Origin of the sequence: Liquorilactobacillus ghanensis DSM 18630 (genome assembly GCF_001435235.1) — a bacterium.
GTDB lineage: Bacteria > Bacillota > Bacilli > Lactobacillales > Lactobacillaceae > Liquorilactobacillus > Liquorilactobacillus ghanensis.
Window position 1 is genome coordinate 26392 of record NZ_AZGB01000005.1, and the last position, 17827, is coordinate 44218.

Annotated in this window: 21 protein-coding genes and 1 other annotated feature; of the genes, 19 read left to right on the forward strand and 2 right to left on the reverse strand. The window is 38.5% G+C overall.

The window, feature by feature from the left end; all coding sequences use genetic code 11:
- Positions 1 to 50: 50 nt before the first annotated feature.
- The 15 genes from thrS to FC89_RS01840 all read left to right on the forward strand — a co-directional run bounded on the left by thrS (position 51) and on the right by FC89_RS01840 (position 10667).
- Positions 51 to 2000: a threonine--tRNA ligase gene (gene thrS / locus FC89_RS01770; RefSeq protein ID WP_057870836.1), complete on the forward strand. Its 1950-nt coding sequence runs from the start codon at positions 51 to 53 to the stop codon at positions 1998 to 2000.
- A 53-nt stretch (positions 2001 to 2053) separates the two neighbouring features.
- Positions 2054 to 2171 (forward strand) — a sequence feature (ribosomal protein L20 leader region).
- Positions 2172 to 2218: 47 nt separating this feature from the next.
- Positions 2219 to 2725 carry a translation initiation factor IF-3 gene (infC, locus tag FC89_RS01775; RefSeq protein ID WP_057870837.1) on the forward strand — a complete coding sequence of 169 codons (507 nt, stop codon included), beginning with the start codon at positions 2219 to 2221 and terminating at the stop codon, positions 2723 to 2725.
- Between the two features lie 22 nt (positions 2726 to 2747).
- A complete protein-coding gene (rpmI, locus tag FC89_RS01780) occupies positions 2748 to 2948 on the forward strand; it encodes a 50S ribosomal protein L35 (RefSeq protein ID WP_057735940.1) in 201 nt (66 codons plus the stop codon).
- Between the two features lie 229 nt (positions 2949 to 3177).
- Positions 3178 to 3537, forward strand: a complete 360-nt coding sequence (rplT, locus tag FC89_RS01785) for a 50S ribosomal protein L20 (RefSeq protein WP_057870838.1) — start codon at positions 3178 to 3180, stop codon at positions 3535 to 3537.
- Between the two features lie 177 nt (positions 3538 to 3714).
- Complete coding sequence (locus FC89_RS01790) at positions 3715 to 4251, forward strand: YqeG family HAD IIIA-type phosphatase (RefSeq protein ID WP_057870839.1); 537 nt, start codon at positions 3715 to 3717, stop codon at positions 4249 to 4251.
- Complete coding sequence (gene yqeH / locus FC89_RS01795; protein WP_057870840.1) at positions 4241 to 5359, forward strand: ribosome biogenesis GTPase YqeH; 1119 nt, start codon at positions 4241 to 4243, stop codon at positions 5357 to 5359. Before FC89_RS01790 ends, yqeH begins: the two co-directional genes overlap by 11 nt.
- A gap of 1 nt (position 5360) precedes the next feature.
- Entirely contained in the window at positions 5361 to 5696 is a 336-nt protein-coding gene (locus FC89_RS01800; protein WP_057870841.1) for a YhbY family RNA-binding protein, read from the forward strand.
- Positions 5693 to 6343, forward strand: coding sequence for a nicotinate-nucleotide adenylyltransferase (locus FC89_RS01805; RefSeq protein WP_415589243.1), 651 nt, complete (start codon positions 5693 to 5695; stop codon positions 6341 to 6343). The genes FC89_RS01800 and FC89_RS01805 overlap by 4 nt, the downstream gene beginning before the upstream one ends.
- Positions 6330 to 6926: a bis(5'-nucleosyl)-tetraphosphatase (symmetrical) YqeK gene (gene yqeK / locus FC89_RS01810; protein ID WP_157060631.1), complete on the forward strand. Its 597-nt coding sequence runs from the start codon at positions 6330 to 6332 to the stop codon at positions 6924 to 6926. The genes FC89_RS01805 and yqeK overlap by 14 nt, the downstream gene beginning before the upstream one ends.
- A gap of 18 nt (positions 6927 to 6944) precedes the next feature.
- Positions 6945 to 7298 (forward strand): ribosome silencing factor, encoded by a 354-nt coding sequence (gene rsfS, locus FC89_RS01815; RefSeq protein WP_057870844.1) that lies wholly within the window; start codon positions 6945 to 6947, stop codon positions 7296 to 7298.
- Between the two features lie 22 nt (positions 7299 to 7320).
- Positions 7321 to 8472 carry a nucleotidyltransferase gene (locus FC89_RS01820; RefSeq protein ID WP_057870845.1) on the forward strand — a complete coding sequence of 384 codons (1152 nt, stop codon included), beginning with the start codon at positions 7321 to 7323 and terminating at the stop codon, positions 8470 to 8472.
- A 77-nt stretch (positions 8473 to 8549) separates the two neighbouring features.
- Entirely contained in the window at positions 8550 to 9083 is a 534-nt protein-coding gene (locus FC89_RS01825; RefSeq protein WP_057870846.1) for a YceD family protein, read from the forward strand.
- Between the two features lie 80 nt (positions 9084 to 9163).
- The gene (gene rpmF, locus FC89_RS01830; RefSeq protein WP_057870847.1) at positions 9164 to 9340 is read left to right on the forward strand and encodes a 50S ribosomal protein L32; all 177 of its coding nucleotides are present in this window, start codon (positions 9164 to 9166) and stop codon (positions 9338 to 9340) included.
- 425 nt (positions 9341 to 9765) lie between these two features.
- Positions 9766 to 10350 carry a ribosome biogenesis GTP-binding protein YihA/YsxC gene (gene yihA / locus FC89_RS01835; RefSeq protein ID WP_057870848.1) on the forward strand — a complete coding sequence of 195 codons (585 nt, stop codon included), beginning with the start codon at positions 9766 to 9768 and terminating at the stop codon, positions 10348 to 10350.
- 17 nt (positions 10351 to 10367) lie between these two features.
- Positions 10368 to 10667, forward strand: coding sequence for a nucleoside triphosphate pyrophosphohydrolase family protein (locus FC89_RS01840; RefSeq protein WP_057870849.1), 300 nt, complete (start codon positions 10368 to 10370; stop codon positions 10665 to 10667).
- A 214-nt stretch (positions 10668 to 10881) separates the two neighbouring features.
- Here FC89_RS01840 and FC89_RS12880 read toward each other — a convergent pair whose 3' ends face one another.
- Entirely contained in the window at positions 10882 to 11016 is a 135-nt protein-coding gene (locus tag FC89_RS12880; protein ID WP_268872013.1) for an SPJ_0845 family protein, read from the reverse strand.
- A gap of 205 nt (positions 11017 to 11221) precedes the next feature.
- Between FC89_RS12880 and FC89_RS01845 the strand changes: the two genes are divergently transcribed.
- From FC89_RS01845 to uvrC, 3 genes are all read left to right on the forward strand, one after another.
- Positions 11222 to 12682: an ABC transporter substrate-binding protein/permease gene (locus tag FC89_RS01845; protein ID WP_057870850.1), complete on the forward strand. Its 1461-nt coding sequence runs from the start codon at positions 11222 to 11224 to the stop codon at positions 12680 to 12682.
- Positions 12675 to 13427 carry an amino acid ABC transporter ATP-binding protein gene (locus FC89_RS01850; RefSeq protein WP_057870851.1) on the forward strand — a complete coding sequence of 251 codons (753 nt, stop codon included), beginning with the start codon at positions 12675 to 12677 and terminating at the stop codon, positions 13425 to 13427. Before FC89_RS01845 ends, FC89_RS01850 begins: the two co-directional genes overlap by 8 nt.
- A 182-nt stretch (positions 13428 to 13609) precedes the next feature.
- Positions 13610 to 15388, forward strand: a complete 1779-nt coding sequence (gene uvrC / locus FC89_RS01855; protein ID WP_057870852.1) for an excinuclease ABC subunit UvrC — start codon at positions 13610 to 13612, stop codon at positions 15386 to 15388.
- Here the strand turns inward: uvrC and FC89_RS01860 are convergent.
- Positions 15382 to 16293, reverse strand: coding sequence for a cation diffusion facilitator family transporter (locus FC89_RS01860; protein ID WP_057870853.1), 912 nt, complete (start codon positions 16291 to 16293; stop codon positions 15382 to 15384). The two genes, uvrC and FC89_RS01860, sit on opposite strands and share 7 nt — an antisense overlap.
- A 226-nt stretch (positions 16294 to 16519) precedes the next feature.
- Here FC89_RS01860 and obgE point away from each other — a divergent pair, with 226 nt between their 5' ends.
- Positions 16520 to 17821 carry a GTPase ObgE gene (gene obgE / locus FC89_RS01865; RefSeq protein ID WP_057870854.1) on the forward strand — a complete coding sequence of 434 codons (1302 nt, stop codon included), beginning with the start codon at positions 16520 to 16522 and terminating at the stop codon, positions 17819 to 17821.
- Positions 17822 to 17827 lie beyond the last annotated feature (6 nt).

The window sequence follows — 17827 nt, forward strand, 5'->3', positions numbered from 1 at the left end:
CAAATTGTATATCTGGGTTTTTATTTTCCAAAAATTTAGGAGGGTTTAGCATGTCAAAGATAAAAATTGAATTTCCTGATGGTACTGAAAAAGAATTTTCGATTGCAACAACAGTTAAAGAACTTGCGGCATCAATCAGCAATAGTTTAGCTAAAAAGGCTGTTGGAGCAAAATTTAACGGGCAAGTAGTTGGACTAAATCATCAGTTAATAACTGATGGTAAAATTGAAATTTTAACCAAGGATGAACCGGCAGCTTTGCCGATTCTTTGGCAAACGGGTGCAGTTGTTTTGGGGGCTGTTTTGCAGCAGTTATACCCTAAAATGTATTTTGGCGAAAGTAATGTTACTGAACATGGTTTCTTTTTAGATACCGACAATCGTGAAGGCCAAGTAGCGGAAACAGACTTTGAAAAGTTGAGTCAGCATTTTCAAAAGATTGTTAAGCAAGCAGTACCGTTAGAAGAAGTTGAATTCGATGTCCAAGCAGCACTTAAATTGGTTGGCGATGACCCATACCGAAAAGAGTTAATCAATGAACAGGCTACTGCGAATCAAAAAATTACTGCGATCAAACTGGGTGATTACTATGATTTTTCAGTAAAGGCAGTTTTAGGGAATACGAGTGCTTTAAAAGTCTTTAAGTTGTTATCAGTAGCTGGTGCGTATTGGAAGGGTGCTTCAAGCAATCCGATGCTGCAGCGGATATACGGAACAGCTTTCTTCAAGCAAAAAGATTTGGACGCTGAATTGGCTCGCCAAAAGGAAGCACATGAGCGTGATCATCGGGTAATTGGTAATGAATTGGATCTATTCTTTGTTGATCCTAAAGTTGGAGCCGGCCTTCCTTATTGGATGCCTAAAGGAGCGACAATTCGCCGAACGATTGAACGTTATATTGTTGACAAAGAAGTTGCCGATGGCTATCAACATGTTTACACACCCGTATTAGCTAATTTAGACTTATATAAACAATCCGGCCATTGGGATCATTATCGGGAGGATATGTTCCCACCAATGGATATGGGCGATGGTGAAATGCTGGAGTTGCGTCCGATGAACTGCCCTTCACATATTCAGATTTATAATCATCATATTCGCTCTTATCGTGAGTTGCCATTGCGAATTGCCGAATTAGGTATGATGCATCGTTATGAAAAATCTGGTGCGTTGACCGGTTTGTCTCGAGTTCGCGAAATGACTTTGAATGATGGTCATACATTTGTAGCACTTGATCAGATCGAATCTGAATTTAAGAAAATTTTACAGTTAATGGTTAGTGTCTATGCTGACTTCGATATTACCGACTATCGTTTCCGGTTGAGTTATCGTGATCCAGCTAATAAGCGCAAGTACTTTGATGACGATGAGATGTGGGAAAGATCTCAGCAGATGCTTAAATCAGCAATGGATGATTTGGGATTGGAATATTTTGAAGCAGAAGGCGAAGCAGCTTTCTATGGTCCAAAATTAGATGTTCAAACCAAAACAGCTCTTGGCGGTGAAGAAACTTTATCAACTATTCAGTTAGACTTCTTACTGCCAGAAAGATTTGATTTGCATTATATTGGTGCAGATGGTCAAGAACATCGTCCGGTCATGATTCATCGCGGAATTGTGTCGACAATGGAACGATTCACTGCTTATTTGACCGAAATTTATAAGGGAGCTTTCCCAACTTGGTTAGCTCCACAGCAAGTGGCAATAATTCCAGTAAATAATGATTTGCATTTGGCTTACAGTCAAAAATTGCGTGATCGTTTAGTTGGTGGTCATGTTCGGGTTCAGATTGATGATCGGAATGAAAAAATGGGTTACAAGATTCGCCAAGCACAGGTTAATAAGATTCCGTATACCTTAGTTGTGGGGGATAAAGAAGTTGCTGCCGATCAGGTAACCGTCAGAAAATACGGCGAAGAAACTACGACAACTATGTCAGTTACTGATTTTATTAAAGAAGTTACAGAAGATATTGCAAGTTACAGTCGCGAAAATAATTAATTCCAAGAGATTGCTTGACTTTTAATTTGAAAGTTGGTAACCTATAGAAGTTGAGAAAAAAGCAGAAGCGCCCGCTTCTCGCCTAGCAGACATGAGCCTGTGGGCCGATGAACGATTTAATATTCAATTTTAAGCGGGGAACTGTGAAGAGTTTCCCGCTTTTCTGCTGCATTTCTCTGAAATTTTAATGGAGGTGAAAGACCATAGCAATTGATAAAATGGTTAACGAAGGCATTCGTGCCCGTGAAGTTCGGCTGATTGCCGGTGATGGTTCGCAATTAGGAGTTAAGTCTAAGCAAGAAGCATTAAAAATTGCTGAACAAGAAAGCTTAGATCTCGTGTTAGTTGCCCCTAAGGCAAAGCCACCAGTTGCCAGAGTCATGGATTATGGAAAGTATCGTTTTGAGTTGCAGAAAAAGCAGCGTGAAGCGCGAAAAAACCAAAAAATTGTTAACGTCAAAGAAGTTCGATTGAGTCCAACAATTGATATTAATGATTTTAATACCAAAATGAAAAATGCTCGTAAGTTTATGGCTAAGGGTGATAAAGTTAAAGTTTCGATTCGGTTTAAGGGTCGAGCAATTACCCATAAGGAAATTGGTTACGGGGTTTTGGATCGCTTCGCTAAAGCGACAGCTGATATTGCTGTTGTTGAATCTAGAGCTAAAATGGACGGCCGGAGTATGTTTATGATGCTTACTCCTAAGACTGAAAACAAAGCTTAATATTTAGGAGGAAGAATAGGTTATGCCAAAACAAAAAACACATCGCGCATCGGTTAAACGCTTTAAGCGGACAGGAAATGGTGGATTGAAGCGTTCAAATGCTTTTACCAGCCATCGTTTCCACGGAAAAACAAAGAAGCAGCGCCGTCAATTGCGTAAAGCATCAATGGTTTCGAGTTCAGATATGAAGCGGATCAAACAGATGCTGTCACAAGTTAAATAATTTTCATAAAATGAAAGTGGTGCAAAAGTTACCAGTCTTTGAACTTTAATGCGAAAGTACCTACCAGTTTGTAGAGTTAACTGTGAGTAATTTGGATTAAGTGAAAAAGTCTGACTTTTGAGACACGTTTGTTCGCAAATATCAATAGAACTGAATAAAAGATTGATTTTATTGCAGTTCTCAGCAGGGCTGCTCGATTTCATCGGGCAATTTTAAGGGAGGAATTATTATGCCACGTGTTAAGGGCGGTACAGTTACGCGTCAGCGTCGTAAAAAGATTATTAAATTAGCTAAAGGATATCGCGGTTCAAAGCGAGTTCTATTTAAATCAGCTAAAGAACAGGTTTTAAAATCATACCAATATGCATTTCGTGATCGTCGTAAAAACAAAACTAATTTTCGTAAATTATGGATTGCACGGATCAATGCTGCTGCACGGATGAACGATATTAGTTATAGTCAATTGATGCATGGATTGAAGTTGGCTGAGATTGAAGTCAACCGTAAAATGCTTGCTGATTTAGCAGTTACTGATGAAGCTGGTTTTACAGCAATAGTTGCAGAAGCAAAAAAGGCATTAGCTAAGTAAGATGTTTTATTGGAGATAAAAACTGTAAAGGCCGGGACAAAACTTTTGTTTTGATCCAGGCCTTTAGTTTTAATTGCTATAATAGATTTAAATCAATAAAGCATGTTTGACTTTGTTTTGCGTATTATGTTGTTTTTGACCTATAATAAAGGTCAAAAGAAAATGGGAGTGTCACGTATGTTTACACGGTTAAAACCAACCTGGATGTTAGAATCAATTTTTGATTTAACACCGCAAGACTTGGAGGCCCAAGGAATCAAAGCAATCTTAACCGATTTGGATAACACTTTGATTGCTTGGAATCAGCCAAACGGATCGCAGCGGTTAAAGACTTGGCTTAAGCAAATGAAAACTGCTTCAATTCCAGTAATCATTGTTTCAAATAATAGTCGGGTTCGGATCGCGGCTTTTGCTGCACCACTCAACTTGACTTTTGTTGCTCGGGCAATGAAACCTTTGGGAGTGGGTGTTGAGCGCGCAGTCAAAGTTTCTGGTCTAAAAAAGCAAGAAGTTGTTTTAATTGGTGATCAATTATTAACAGATGTTATTGCGGCTAATCGTGCCGGTATTCGCAGTGTTTTGGTCCGACCTTTAGTCGAAACCGATGCTTGGAATACTAAAATTAACCGTTTTTTTGAAAGAATACTGAAACATTATTTGCAGAAGAAAAATTTAATGGCAAGAAAATGGGGGAAGAAACTCGATGGTCGCTAAAGCGCAATATTGTATTGGTTGTGGAGTTAAGCTGCAAACAACTGATCCGCAAGGACTAGGATTTGTTCCTGAAAATGTTTTAGAAAAAAGCATTGCAGCTGGCAACAACGAACTTTATTGTCAAAGGTGTTTTCGTTTACGGCATTATAATGAAATGCTGCCGGTCTCATTAACTAATGATGATTTTTTACAGATATTGACAAAAGTTGGTCAACAGCAGGCATTGGTAGTCAATGTGGTTGATATCTTCGACTTTAATGGATCGGTTTTAGCATCTTTACCGCGTTTTGTGGGCGATAATCCAATTATATTAGTTGGCAATAAAGCCGATTTACTGCCTAAATCACTTAAAAGAACTAAAATTAAAGAGTGGCTGCGGCAGCGGGCCTATGAAATCGGATTGCATCCGGTTGCGGTAGTACTAATTAGTGCGGCTAAAAACTTGGGAATTGATGATTTACTAACACAAATCAATAATTATCGTCAAAAAAGAGATGTTTGTGTGGTTGGTGTAACTAATGTCGGCAAGTCAACACTGATTAATCGTTTAGTAGCGCGTTCTGGTGGTAATGATGACTTATTGACGGTTTCGCGCTTCCCAGGAACAACTTTGGATATTATCAAATTACCTTTAGATGATGGTGGCAATTTGTGGGATACTCCTGGTATTGTTCAAACTAAGCAGCTGACTAATCGTCTAAGTCCCAAAGAATTGAAGTATGTGCAACCAGCAAGCGAGTTAAAGCCGAAAACTTATCAGCTTAATTCGAATCAGACTTTGTTTTTAGGCGGACTGGCACGTTTTGATTATTTGAGCAGCGAGAGCAAATCAGTTGTTGTTTATTTAAGCAATCGGTTGTTAATTCATCGAACAAAGACTGCCAACGCTGATAGTTTTTTTGAACGGCATTTAGGTGGTTTGTTGCAGCCGCCATTCGAACAAAATACTGCTGAGTTTGCCCATCCCAAACGGCATATTTTTAAAGCAGAACAAAAAAGTGACATTGTATTAGCTGGATTAGGTTGGATAACAGTGTCAGCTAATACAACGGTTGCAATTTGGACAGCAGCAGGAGTCGGTGTTTCAATTAGGAAGGCAATGATTTAAAATGAGCTCAGAAAATTTAAATAATAAACAAAAAAAATGGCTGAAAGCCCAAGCACATACTATGCGACCAGTAGTGCAAGTAGGTAAAGAAGGTTGTTCACCAGAGTGGCTTGAACAGCTAAAGCTAGCAATTGAGAAGCGAGAATTGTTAAAAATTTCAGTTTTAGCCAATGCGGCAGTTGATGAATTGGAAACAAAAGAATTTTTAGAAGCAAATTCAAAAATGCAGGTGATTCAGATTTTAGGCCATGTTTTAACGGTTTATTGTCCAGCCAAGAAACTCGCTAATCGGAACTTTTCGACGCAATTAAAGCAACTAGCGTCGACTAAGGAGTGAGCAATTTGACAGTAGTTACCTATCAAAAACCGATCGTTAAACCTGTTTTGCAGACTGAATCAGTTCTCAACAAAAAACGAATCGGAATTCTAGGTGGAACTTTTAATCCGCCGCATATTGGTCACTTGATTATTGCGGAACAGGTATACGAGCAATTGGGATTGGAAAAAGTTTTGTTCATGCCGGATGCTAATCCGCCACATGTTGATCATAAAGAGGCAATTGCGGCCAATCATCGAAAAGAAATGGTCCAGGCAAGTATCGCTGATAATCCGCATTTTGAATTGGAGACTTGTGAGTTGAAACGCGGTGGCATCAGTTATACTTACGATACCATCAAACAACTGTTGGCTAAGCATCCAGAATATGAAATATACTTTATCATTGGTGGCGATATGGTTGCTTATTTGCCTAAATGGCATCGAATCGATGAATTGGTTAAATTAGTGCATTTTGTCGGCGTAAAACGTGCTGGCTTTTCTTTGGAAAGCATTTATCCAATTATGTGGGTTGACGTTCCGCTGATTCAGATTAGTTCAACCGAGATCAGGCAAAAGGTTGCTCTGGGTCAATCGATTCGTTATTTGGTACCGGATAATGTTAATCAATATATTCAAAAAGAAGGTCTTTATCGTGAAAGAAATTGAATATCAGCAGCATTATTTTCCTGGTTCCCGCCAAGAATTGCTGCAAGCGGTAAAAAAAAGTGTTAAAGCAAAACGTTATCAGCATATTTTAGGTGTTGAGCAGGCTGCTTTAGCATTGGCTGCTGCCAACCAAGTTGATTTAGAACAGGCTAGTGTGGCGGCTTTAGTGCATGATTATACTAAAAACCGTTCGGATGACGAATTCAAGCAGGCTATCAAGCAATATAAACTAGATCCGGATTTGTTAAACTGGGGTAATTTTATTTGGCATGGAGTTGTTGGAGCTGAGATCATCAAGACTGAATTAAAAATTACCGATACAGCAATTTTAAATGCTGTCCGCCGGCATACAGTTGGTGCTAAAACAATGACTACTTTGGATAAAGTAATCTATGTAGCCGATTTTATAGAACCGGGAAGGGACTTCCCGGATGTTGCGATGGCACGTGCTATTGCTAAAAGTGATTTGGATCAAGCGGTAGCATTTGAAACCAAGCATACTTTAAACTATTTATTAAATGCCAGCCAAACAATTTATCCGGGAGCGATGGATCTTTATAATCAGTTAGTTGTAAAAAATTAAGGGAGTTGAATTATTAATTTGAAAAATTTAAAATTATTAAAAACAATTGTTAATGCAGCGGATGATAAACATGCTGAAGACATCGTAATTTTGGATGTGCAGCAATTAACAGCAGTAGCAGATCAATTTGTGATCATGCAAGCAGACAGTCAGCGACAAGTTCAAGCGATAGCAGAAGAAATTGAAGAAAAGGTGACTGCCGAAGATTATCAAATTAGTCAAATTGATGGTAAAAACAGTAAAAGTTGGGTTTTAATTGATTTAGGTGATGTGATCGTTCATATTTTTCAAACCGAAACTCGTAAATTTTATAACTTGGAAAAACTTTGGTCGCAGGCACCGCAGCTTGATTTAGGTCAGTTGACAGAATAATTGCATGAAATAGGTGAAGAAAATGACGGTTGTGGGAATCATAGCTGAATATAATCCGTTTCATAACGGACATCTTTACCAGCTACAAACAATTCGCCGCCATTTTCCTAAGGCGGTAATTGTAGTTGTTATGAGCGGCAATTTTTTAGAAAGAGGCGAGCCAGCTTGTGTTGATAAATGGACGCGGGCAAAGCAAGCTTTGGCGGCAGGAGTCAATTTAGTTATTGAATTACCAGTTGCATATTGTGTACAGCCGGCAGATCGTTTTGCCGATGGGGCAATTAAATTGCTTAAAGAGCTGAGAATTGATTATCTGGCTTTTGGAGCGGAGCATGCCGACTATGATTTTTTAGCAATGGCTAAAAAAGTTCAGCGGGTCCATGGTGATTTTCGGCAATTTAATGAGTCTTATGCAGCAGCTTATCAGCGGGCAGTTACTGATAAATTAGGCCACTCAGTTGATCAACCTAATGATTTACTGGGGTTAGCCTATGCCAAAGCAATCTTAGCTAATCAGGCAGCTATCAAAATATGGCCAATGCAGCGAATTGGTGCAGCTTATCATGAACAGCAATTGCCAGCTGGTCAGGCGATTGCTAGTGCATCAGCTATTCGTCGTGCTTGGCAGCATGATCCTCATAAAATCGTTCCATATTTGCCTGCAACCAGTCGAACAATTATCCAAAGAAAGCAGCCAGTTAGTTGGGATGATTTTTGGCCATTACTTCGGTATCAACTGTTGGTTACACCGCTAGCCCGCTTACGTCAACTTTATGATGTTACGGCAGGAGTAGAGTATCGCTTACTTCAACAGTTGGAATTTTTAAATGACTCACCAATTACTTTTGAAACATGGTTAAAAAAAGTTAAGACTAAACGGTATACTTATACGCATCTTAGTCGTTTAGCGGTCATCATTTTGTTGCAGTTGACCAGTCAAGAAGTTGAACAGCAGTGGCAGCAGCCGTATTTACGGATATTAGGTTTTGATACTGCGGGTCAGCGCTTGCTTCATTGTGTCAAAAAAAATAGTCTTTGGCCGCTGATTGCTAAAGTATCGCAAGATGAAAAAAACGGAATTATGCAAAATGATTACAAAGCAGGCCGGGTTTATGCAACTATTTGGCATGAACAACAGGATCTAAAACGTTCACCAATAATTTTAGATCGTTAATCAGCTGTCAAGTAAAAACCATTGACATTGCTTTAGTTGCCCGGTATAATCAATCTTGTTGTATTGGAGGAATCTTTTTGATAAAATGGACGCTTGATGAATTACGCCGAAATTGTACAGAACCGTTGGCGTTGAATGAAACGGTCGATATTTCATCGTTAATTAAAAGCAAAAATGAGAATGTTATCTCAGTTTCTCCGGCTAAAGTTAACGGCTTTTTTTCATTAGATCAATTAGGACTGTTGGGAACTTTTAAAATCAAAATTAAGCTGGTTTTACCATCAACACGCTCATTACAACCGGTAAACACTGAGCTTTCATTTACAGTTAGTGAGTATTACGTTGATCATCAAACTGATAATTTGGCAGAATTTGGCAAAAATGACGTTGTTATTTTTTTGGCGGATGGTTTGTTGGATTTGAGCGAAGTGGTTTGTGAAAATGTTCTAGCGCGTTTGCCACTAAAGGTTTTGACACCGGAAGAAGCTGCTGGGAAAACCGAATTGCCAAAGGGAAATGATTGGCAAGTAGTTGAAGAAGGCAGCTCAGCGAATGCTAAGGTGCAAGTTGATCCTCGATTAGCTAAGCTTAAAGATTTTTTTAAGGATTAATGGCAGTGTTGGTTGCAAAAATGCAGAATAACCGGTACAATTTTGTTTGTTGAATATTTATTTTAAAGGAGGTGGCTTTAATGGCTGTTCCAGCAAGAAAAACTTCGAAAACACGGAAACGTCTTCGTCGCACCCATTATAAACTTCAAGTACCTGGCTTGAGTGCTTGCCCAAATTGTGGTGAATTAAGAAAATCACATCGTGTTTGCCCAAGTTGTGGTTATTATGATGGCAAAGAAGTTGTTAAAGTTAAGTAATTAAGTTTATTCAATTTGTAATAACGGGTGTTCTAAGTAAAAGCTTGGAGCGCTTTTTTGTTTTTAAATTGTATTAGCCAGTGTTCGAAAATAAGTGCAGTAAAATTAGCAATATAATTTTACTGCACTTTTTGCGTAATGGTTGGATTTAGTAAATTTTTTCGATTACCGAAATCTCGCTGCCCTATTTATTATTTTACGTGAAAAGTGGTTAGATTGGGCAATTAAAAAAATTTACTAGCGGGTCTTTCATTCTAAGAAAAAACTAGTAAAATTAATTATAGATAACATAAACCTTTCTTATTCGCAGTAAATTGAGTTGGAGATTGAAGATGAAAGTGTGAGCTTCATCTTCTTTTTTCGGCTTATTACTGAGCAATCTGGAAAATTATGATAGAATTTAAATTTGGAAGGTTGGTGCATAAATGAAAACACATCAAATTGAATTGCAAATCAGTGCAGTTGGACCAGCACAGTATCCAGGAGATCAATTGCCAGAGATTGCTCTGGTTGGCCGTTCAAATGTTGGCAAGTCTTCGTTGGTCAACTCGTTGGTCGGCAGAAAGGGATTTGCTCGAACTTCAAATCAGCCCGGGAAAACGCAAACGCTAAATTTTTATACGATTGATCAAAAATGGCGGTTGATCGATGTTCCTGGCTATGGGTATGCTAAGGTTTCAAAAAAACAGCGAGCTGATTGGGGGAAAATGATCGAGAATTATTTGACACAGCGTGAAAACTTACGCGGCGTTATATCATTAATCGATGGTCGTCACCAGCCGATGGAACTGGATAAGCAAATGGTAGAATTTTTGCGTTACTATCAATTGCCGGTTTTGGTCGTTGCAACTAAAACGGATAAAGTTCCTCGTAATCAAAGAAATAAGATTAATTCAGTATTTAAACAGCAGCTGCAAATCGCCAAAAACGAAGAGTTGATCCTTTATTCAACAGTTGAACGTTATGGTCAAGCTGAAGTTTGGAACTGGCTTAATCAACAGCTAAATTAAGAGGATAGGTGGTATAAATGGAATTTAACGAATATCAGCGAGCAGCTAATCGCACGCTTTATGGTAACGAACAAATTTTAACGAATTGTGCTCTGGGGTTAGCCGGAGAAAGTGGACAATTGATTGATTTAATTAAAAACTATACTTTTAAGGGCAAAGAATTAGATCGCAAAGAAATGATTAAAGAAATGGGCGACGTGCTTTGGTATTTATCCCAAATCGCACAATGGGCAGATGTTCCTTTCGAACAAGTAGCAAAAACCAATATTGCTACTTTAAATAAACGATATCCACATGGTTATTCGGCTGATAAATGAGTGGTTGAAAGATTTGCAAGCTGATTTTGATTTGTTGAAAAGCTGGTAAAACCGAAACTTGCAAGTTAAAACAGAAATAATAGAGTGATATTATATACGCACGTTAAGGTAACTAGATTTGAAGGCAAATATTACTGCGGTAGTTGGGATTTTTGCTTAGACTTAGTTTTTCTGAAAAATAAGAGGTCACCAGTTTAACTGGTGGCCCTTTTTGTTATTTTTTATCTTTAGTAGTTTTTTTGCTGTCTTTTTCAGTTTCTTCTTTTTTTGCAGTCGGTTTAAGCGGATCAGCGGCAAATTTATCAAATAACTGGTCAAGTTGGTTTTGACGATTAATGGTAAGTCCCATATTGCTTTTCAACCTCCGTCTTTATATAAATAAGTCTTTAACATTATTCTAGCAAAGATGATGAATTTTTTCAAACATCGCAAACGTAACTGGCTTTTATTAACTAAAGTGCATAAAAATAATTAATTTCTGTTTTTTATTGCATAATAATACTTTTTAAAGTATACTAACTTTATTAAGTTAAGTTGAATAAGGGGTTAGAGTTATGAAAATTAAAAAGTTGCTGCTCATGCTTGTTTTTTTAATGCTGGGAATGTTGATCAGTTTTGGTCATGTTCAAGCGGCTGGGGATAATTATTTGCAGAAAGTTAAGCAAAAGGGAACGTTGGTAGTTGGGACCAGCGCTGATTATCCACCATATGAATTTACCGTTAAAAAGTCAGGAAAAACAAATTATGTCGGCTTAGATGTGGATGTTGCAAAAAAATTTGCAAAAAATCTAGGAGTTAAACTGGAAATTAAGAATATGGATTTTGATTCTTTATTAGTTGCCCTAGAAACGCATAAAGTTGACATGGTCATTGCTGGCATGAATCCGACACCGGAGAGAAGAAAAAGTGTTAATTTCTCGCAACTTTATTATCGTGGCAATCAGTATATGCTGATCAACAAAAAGGATGCGGCTAAATATAAAAATATTCATAGTTTTAAAGGCCAGACCATTGGAGCTCAGACCGGTTCTTTGCAGTATCAGCTAGTTAAGGAGCAGATGAAGGGCAATAGTATTAAGGGACTAGCTAAACTAAATGATTTGGTAATTGCATTGCAATCAGGAAAAGTCAACGCTGTTGCAATGGAAGAAGCAACTGCTAAAGCCTTTGCGGAGAACAACCGGTCACTAAAAGTTATTAATCCGCATTTTGATGTTACCTCAAGTCAAACTGGTTCGGCAATTGCTTTTCCTAAAGGTGCAGACAGTATGGTAACAGCTGCTAATAAAACAATTAAGCAGATTAAACAGCAAAATTTAATTAACAAGAAATATATCCCGCAAGCCGGTAAATATATGACGTCGAATACTAAGAAAAGCACGATGTTGAATTATTGGACTTATTTTGCTAAGGGAATTGAATATACTTTGCTGATTACAGCAGTATCAGTTTTCTTTGGTTTTCTTTTAGGAACGCTTTTCGCATTGATGAGATTATCACATGTTAAAATTTTTCATCTGATAGCAGTTTGGTATATTGAATTTGTGCGGGGAACACCTTTGATGGTTCAAGTGATGTTTGTTTATTTTGGGATTGGGACAATAATTCAATCATTGCCGGCGTTAGTTGCCGGGATTATTGCAGTATCATTGAATTCAGGTGCTTATGTTGCAGAAATTATTCGTTCTGGAATTCAATCAATTCCTGTTGGTCAAACTGAAGCAGCTCGCAGCTTAGGAATGTCACAGCGTGAAGCTTATCGTTATGTAGTAATTCCACAGGCGTTGAAAAATATTTGGCCGGCACTGGGCAATGAGTTTATTACCTTAATCAAGGAAAGTTCAATCGTATCAATTATTGGAGTTGGAGATTTGATGTATCAAATGCAGTTGGTCCAAGCAGCAACCTATAAGGGCGTCTTGCCAATCTTTATCGCGATGGTTTTGTATTTCATTATGACCTTTGGTTTATCTAATGTACTTGGACATTTTGAGAGGAAGATGAAGCATGCTTAAGGATAAAGAACAGACTATTATTGAAGTACAACAATTAAAAAAGTCTTTTGGTGATGATGTCGTCTTAAAAGACATTAGTGAAACTGTTAAAGCGGGTCAGGTAATTTGTGTCATTGGACCTTCTGGAGCCGGGAAAAGTACCTTTTTACGCTGTTTAAACGTTTTAGAAGAACCTACTTCGGGTAAGGTTTTATTCGAAGGAAGTGATTTGACGGGAATTAAGGAAGAAGAGCTGAATCATCTGCGACAAAAAATGGGGATGGTTTTCCAGAGCTTTAATTTATTTCCTAACTTAACAGTTTTGGATAATCTGCAATTAGCACCGTTAAAAGTTCGCCGCTTGTCAGCTGACCAAGCGCAAAAACAAGCGCACAAATTGTTGACGCAAGTCGGTTTGGCAGATAAGGCGGCTGAATATCCGGCTAGCCTTTCGGGAGGTCAACAACAGCGAGTTGCAATTGCGCGTGCTTTGGCAATGGATCCAGAAGTTATGCTTTTTGATGAACCAACATCAGCATTGGATCCAGAAATGGTTGGCGAAGTTTTGAAAGTTATGCGTGATTTAGCCCATTCAGGGATGACCATGGTAGTGGTGACCCATGAAATGGGGTTTGCCAAAGAAGTTGCTGATCAGATTTGGTTTATGGCTGATGGCTATATTCAAGAAAAAGGCAAACCAGAAGATTTCTTTGCTCATCCGAAGACAGAACGGGCGCAAGATTTTCTTTCTAAAATTCTTAGTTAATTAATTGTGCCGGATGAAAATGGGTCAATAATTGCAATTGCGATTATTGACTTTTTTTTCTGAAAATACCATTTTAAGTGATAAAATTAAAAACATAAAGTAGTCTTTTTGAATTTATTGTTAGCCTTGAACTGCTTCTTGGCATATAATACAAATGATATCTAAGCGTGAAGGGATTTAGAATGGCAACACAACATATTGAAAATAAATTGAAACTGTTACCGGATTTGCCGGGATGTTATTTGATGAAAGACTTAAATAGTAAAATTATCTATGTTGGCAAGGCGAAAAATTTAAAAAATCGCGTACGCTCATATTTTAAAAGCAGCCATGAGGGTAAAACGGCGCGACTAGTTAGCGAAATTCGGGATTTTGAAACGATCGTCACTTCAACTGATAAAGAAGCTTTTTTATTGGAAATTACTTTAATTCGAAAGCATAAACCTTATTATAATATTAAGTTAAAACGTGGTACAGGCTATCCGTATATTAAAATTACTCATGAAAAAGATCCACAGTTAAAGATCGTCAGTCAAGTCGAGCACGATGGCGGATATTATTTTGGACCTTATCCCAATGTATATGCTGCTGATGAAACAATGCAGCTGCTGCAAAAAGTTTATCCTTTAAGACGCTGCAATGGTTATCAAAAGCGTCCATGTTTGTATTATCATATGGGACAATGTCTTGGGGCTTGTTTTCAAGAGGTCCCACCAGAAAAATATCAACGGCAGATTCGTAAAATCAAATCATTTTTGAATGGCAATGTTGGTAATATTAAGCGCGAATTACAACATAAAATGACTACTGCTGCCAATAAATTGGAATTTGAGCGGGCAGCTGAGATTCGAGATCAAATTCATTATGTTGAAGTAACCGTTGAGAAACAGAAAATTATTTCCAACGACAATACACCGCGTGACCTGTTCAATTTTTATATGGACAAAGGCTGGCTTTCATTGCAGGTCTTTTATATCAGACAGGCAAGATTAATGAAACGTGAAAAACGGCTGTTTCCATGTATTGATACACCAGAAGCTGAATTGGAATCTTTTATTTTGCAATTTTATAATCAGAAAAATAAAATTTTGCCACGTGAAATTTTAGTACCTGCTAAAATTAATCATCAGGTTTTAAGTGAGATCTTACAGGTTCCGGTTCGAACGCCGCAGCGTGGACAAAAACGCGAATTATTAGAATTAGCGCAAAAAAATGCCCAGCTGATTTTGGATGAAAAGTTTCGTTTAATGGAGTTGGATGATCGGAAGACAATCGGGGCAATGAGTCAAATTATGCAGGCACTTAAACTGCCTCAGGGGCATCGCATTGAAGCTTTTGATCACTCGCATATTCAAGGAACTGATTTAGTTTCGGCAATGGTTTGCTTTATTGATGGGCGAGCAGAAAAAAGTCAATATCGTAAGTATCGTTTGCGAACAGTTGATCATGCTGATGAGGCTGCCAGTACTCGTGAAGTGATTCGGCGACGGTACGTGCGACTGCTAAAAGAAAAGGCACCATTGCCGGATCTGATTTTAATGGATGGAGCAGAAATTCAAATTGAAGCTGCACAAGATGTTTTACAAAATGAATTAAATTTAACTATCCCGGTAGCCGGAATGGTTAAAAATGAACATCATAAAACGGCTGATCTGATGAACAGCCGTTTTGAAAAGTTAGCACTTGATCCAAAAAGTGAAGGATTTTATTTATTGCAGCGAATTCAAGATGAAGTGCACCGATTTGCAATCACTTTTCATCGGCAAACTCATTCAAAACATTCGCTGGCTTCAAGACTGGATTTAATTCCTGGGGTCGGTCCTAGGACACGAGTTAAATTATTAAAGAAATTTGGTTCAATTAAGAAAATTTCTGCAGCTTCACTTTCAGAACTGCAAGCATTAGGGATTTCGCATAAGGTTGCTCAGACAATCAAAATTAGTCTGCAGGCATCTCAGTGACTATTTAATTCATTTGGCCGCTGCGGCTCATAATCAACATCCCATGGCTCTACATGGACATCAGTATCAAGTACATTGAATTTTCGGCGTAGTAGACTTTCAACCTTTTCAGTTATATGGTGGCTTTCACGCACGGTCATTTGCGGATCGACCCAGATGATAATGTCAACGAAAACATTAGCTCCGTAAGTTCGTCCTTGAATATTGTGGACTCGTTCAACACCGGGAATCTGATTAACTGCAGCAATATACTGTGCCAGCAAATCATCATCAAAACCATCAGATAAGGCGAAAGCACTGTCGGAAAGGATATCGTAAGCCGTTTTCAGAATTAAGCCACCAATCAGTAAAGCAACAATATTATCTAGGCGTGGGAAATGCAGGTTAGCGGCAATAATAGTCAAACTGGTTCCAAAACTAGTCCAAGCGTCATTACGGGTATCCTTGGCAATTGCCAGCAGAGAAGAAGATTTGAGCTTTTTAGCAATCCGAGCGTTGTGTAGGTAAATCGCATACATTAAACCACCGCTGAAGAGACCGACAAACAAGGCATAAATATCAGGGGTCGAAGTTTGGTTTGCTAAGATGCCTTTGATTGAAGAATAAATGACACTTCCACCAACCAACAGCATTACTAATGAGGTAGCAAAGGTGGCGATTGTTTCAGCTTTCCAATGGCCGTATTGATGATGCTCATCAGGTGGTCGGCGGGCAAGATGGAGTCCATAAATGATAGCTATTGATGATAAAATGTCAGTCAAATTATTTGAAGCATCAGCTAATAAAGTGGCTGAATGACTTAGTTGACCAACGACCAGTTTTAACATTGCTAAAAAAACATATGCTAAGGAGCTGATCATGACCCAGTGTTGAGCAATTTTTAAATTTCGATATTTTTCTTGCAAAGTAGCAACATCCTTAATTAATAATTAATTTGTTCAGTAAGAAGATTATAAATGGTTGATTGAGAAAAACCAAATAATTAATTTGTTTGGTTTTTATAATAAATTAGAAAATAATCGGGGCTTTTTTGACCGCTTTTGGAAAAACTGTTATAGTTGTGCATGTAGTTTCAAGATATATAATATCAGAATATATAACATAAGATAAGTAAAAAAAGGAGGCGCAGAGATGTTTGTTGACCAAGTCAGAATTAACGTAAAATCTGGTAAGGGTGGCGACGGAATGGTAGCATTTCGGCGGGAAAAATATGTTCCAAAGGGTGGCCCCGCTGGCGGCGATGGTGGTCGCGGCGGTAATGTAATTTTACAGGCGACTAATGATCAGCGTACTTTATTGGATTTTCGCTATCATCGGCATTTTAAGGCAACCAGCGGCGGTAAAGGAATGATTAAGGGAATGTACGGCCGGGGAGCTAAAGATCTAATCATTAAAGTTCCTCGAGGGACGACTGTTTCAGATGCCGAAACACAGCAAGTCTTAGGTGATCTAACCGAGGATGGGCAACAGCTAATTGTTGCTAAAGGCGGTCGCGGTGGCCGAGGAAACATACATTTCGCCAGCCCTAAGAATCCGGCACCGGAAATTGCTGAAAATGGTGAACCGGGAATTGAAAAAGTGCTGCAGTTGGAATTGAAAGTTTTGGCTGATGTTGGTTTGGTAGGTTTTCCTTCGGTCGGCAAGTCAACGTTGTTGGCGGCAGTAACCAGTGCTAAGCCCAAAATTGCAGCTTATCATTTTACGACCCTGGCACCTAATCTGGGGATGGTTCGTTTAAATGACGGTCGTGATTTTGTAATGGCTGATATGCCGGGGTTAATCGAAGGAGCAGCTCAGGGAGTCGGTTTGGGAATTAAATTTTTACGCCATATTGAACGAACGCGAGTCTTACTGCATTTAATTGATATGAGCAGTACTGATGGTCGCGATCCTTTTACCGATTATCAGAAATTAAATCAAGAACTGCAAGTTTATGATGAATTGCTGCTGAAACGACCGCAAATTATTGTTGCAACTAAAATGGATTTGCCTGATTCAGCTGAAAATTTGGCTGCTTTTCGGCAAAAATTACAAAAAAGTACTTCTGAATCTCCGCAAATTATTGAAATTTCGGCGGTTACACATCAGGGACTGACAACTCTGTTGCATCAAGCGGCTGATTTGTTAGCAACTGCACCGATTTATCCGACTTTAGCAGAAAGAAAACGACAACAACAAGCTGAACAAGGTGTTGGTGCTGAAGAAACTGAATCCTTATTCACCATTACCAGAGATGACGATGCTGTCTGGATTTTAAGCGGTGAAAAGATTGAAAAAATGTTTGATATGACTAATTTGGAACACGATGAAAGTTTAGCTCGTTTGGCGCGTCAATTGAGACATTTGGGGGTTGATGATGCGTTACGCGAACGGGGAGCTAAAGATGGGGATCTAGTACGGCTTAAAGACTTCACCTTTGAATTTGTTGATTAATTTTTT

What these genes read in the sequence shown, in the direction of transcription:
- thrS (WP_057870836.1), top strand. Translation starts at nt 51, where the DNA reads ATGTCAAAGATAAAAATTGAATTTCCTGATGGTACTGAAAAAGAATTT.
- FC89_RS01790 (WP_057870839.1), top strand. Translation starts at nt 3,715, where the DNA reads ATGTTTACACGGTTAAAACCAACCTGGATGTTAGAATCAATTTTTGAT.
- obgE (WP_057870854.1), top strand. Translation starts at nt 16,520, where the DNA reads ATGTTTGTTGACCAAGTCAGAATTAACGTAAAATCTGGTAAGGGTGGC.
- FC89_RS12880 (WP_268872013.1), bottom strand. Translation starts at nt 11,016, where the DNA reads ATGGGACTTACCATTAATCGTCAAAACCAACTTGACCAGTTATTTGAT.
- rpmI (WP_057735940.1), top strand. Translation starts at nt 2,748, where the DNA reads ATGCCAAAACAAAAAACACATCGCGCATCGGTTAAACGCTTTAAGCGG.
- FC89_RS01850 (WP_057870851.1), top strand. Translation starts at nt 12,675, where the DNA reads ATGCTTAAGGATAAAGAACAGACTATTATTGAAGTACAACAATTAAAA.
- rplT (WP_057870838.1), top strand. Translation starts at nt 3,178, where the DNA reads ATGCCACGTGTTAAGGGCGGTACAGTTACGCGTCAGCGTCGTAAAAAG.
- uvrC (WP_057870852.1), top strand. Translation starts at nt 13,610, where the DNA reads ATGGCAACACAACATATTGAAAATAAATTGAAACTGTTACCGGATTTG.
- FC89_RS01820 (WP_057870845.1), top strand. Translation starts at nt 7,321, where the DNA reads ATGACGGTTGTGGGAATCATAGCTGAATATAATCCGTTTCATAACGGA.
- yqeH (WP_057870840.1), top strand. Translation starts at nt 4,241, where the DNA reads ATGGTCGCTAAAGCGCAATATTGTATTGGTTGTGGAGTTAAGCTGCAA.
- rpmF (WP_057870847.1), top strand. Translation starts at nt 9,164, where the DNA reads ATGGCTGTTCCAGCAAGAAAAACTTCGAAAACACGGAAACGTCTTCGT.
- FC89_RS01840 (WP_057870849.1), top strand. Translation starts at nt 10,368, where the DNA reads ATGGAATTTAACGAATATCAGCGAGCAGCTAATCGCACGCTTTATGGT.
- FC89_RS01845 (WP_057870850.1), top strand. Translation starts at nt 11,222, where the DNA reads ATGAAAATTAAAAAGTTGCTGCTCATGCTTGTTTTTTTAATGCTGGGA.
- infC (WP_057870837.1), top strand. Translation starts at nt 2,219, where the DNA reads ATGGTTAACGAAGGCATTCGTGCCCGTGAAGTTCGGCTGATTGCCGGT.
- yihA (WP_057870848.1), top strand. Translation starts at nt 9,766, where the DNA reads ATGAAAACACATCAAATTGAATTGCAAATCAGTGCAGTTGGACCAGCA.
- FC89_RS01800 (WP_057870841.1), top strand. Translation starts at nt 5,361, where the DNA reads ATGAGCTCAGAAAATTTAAATAATAAACAAAAAAAATGGCTGAAAGCC.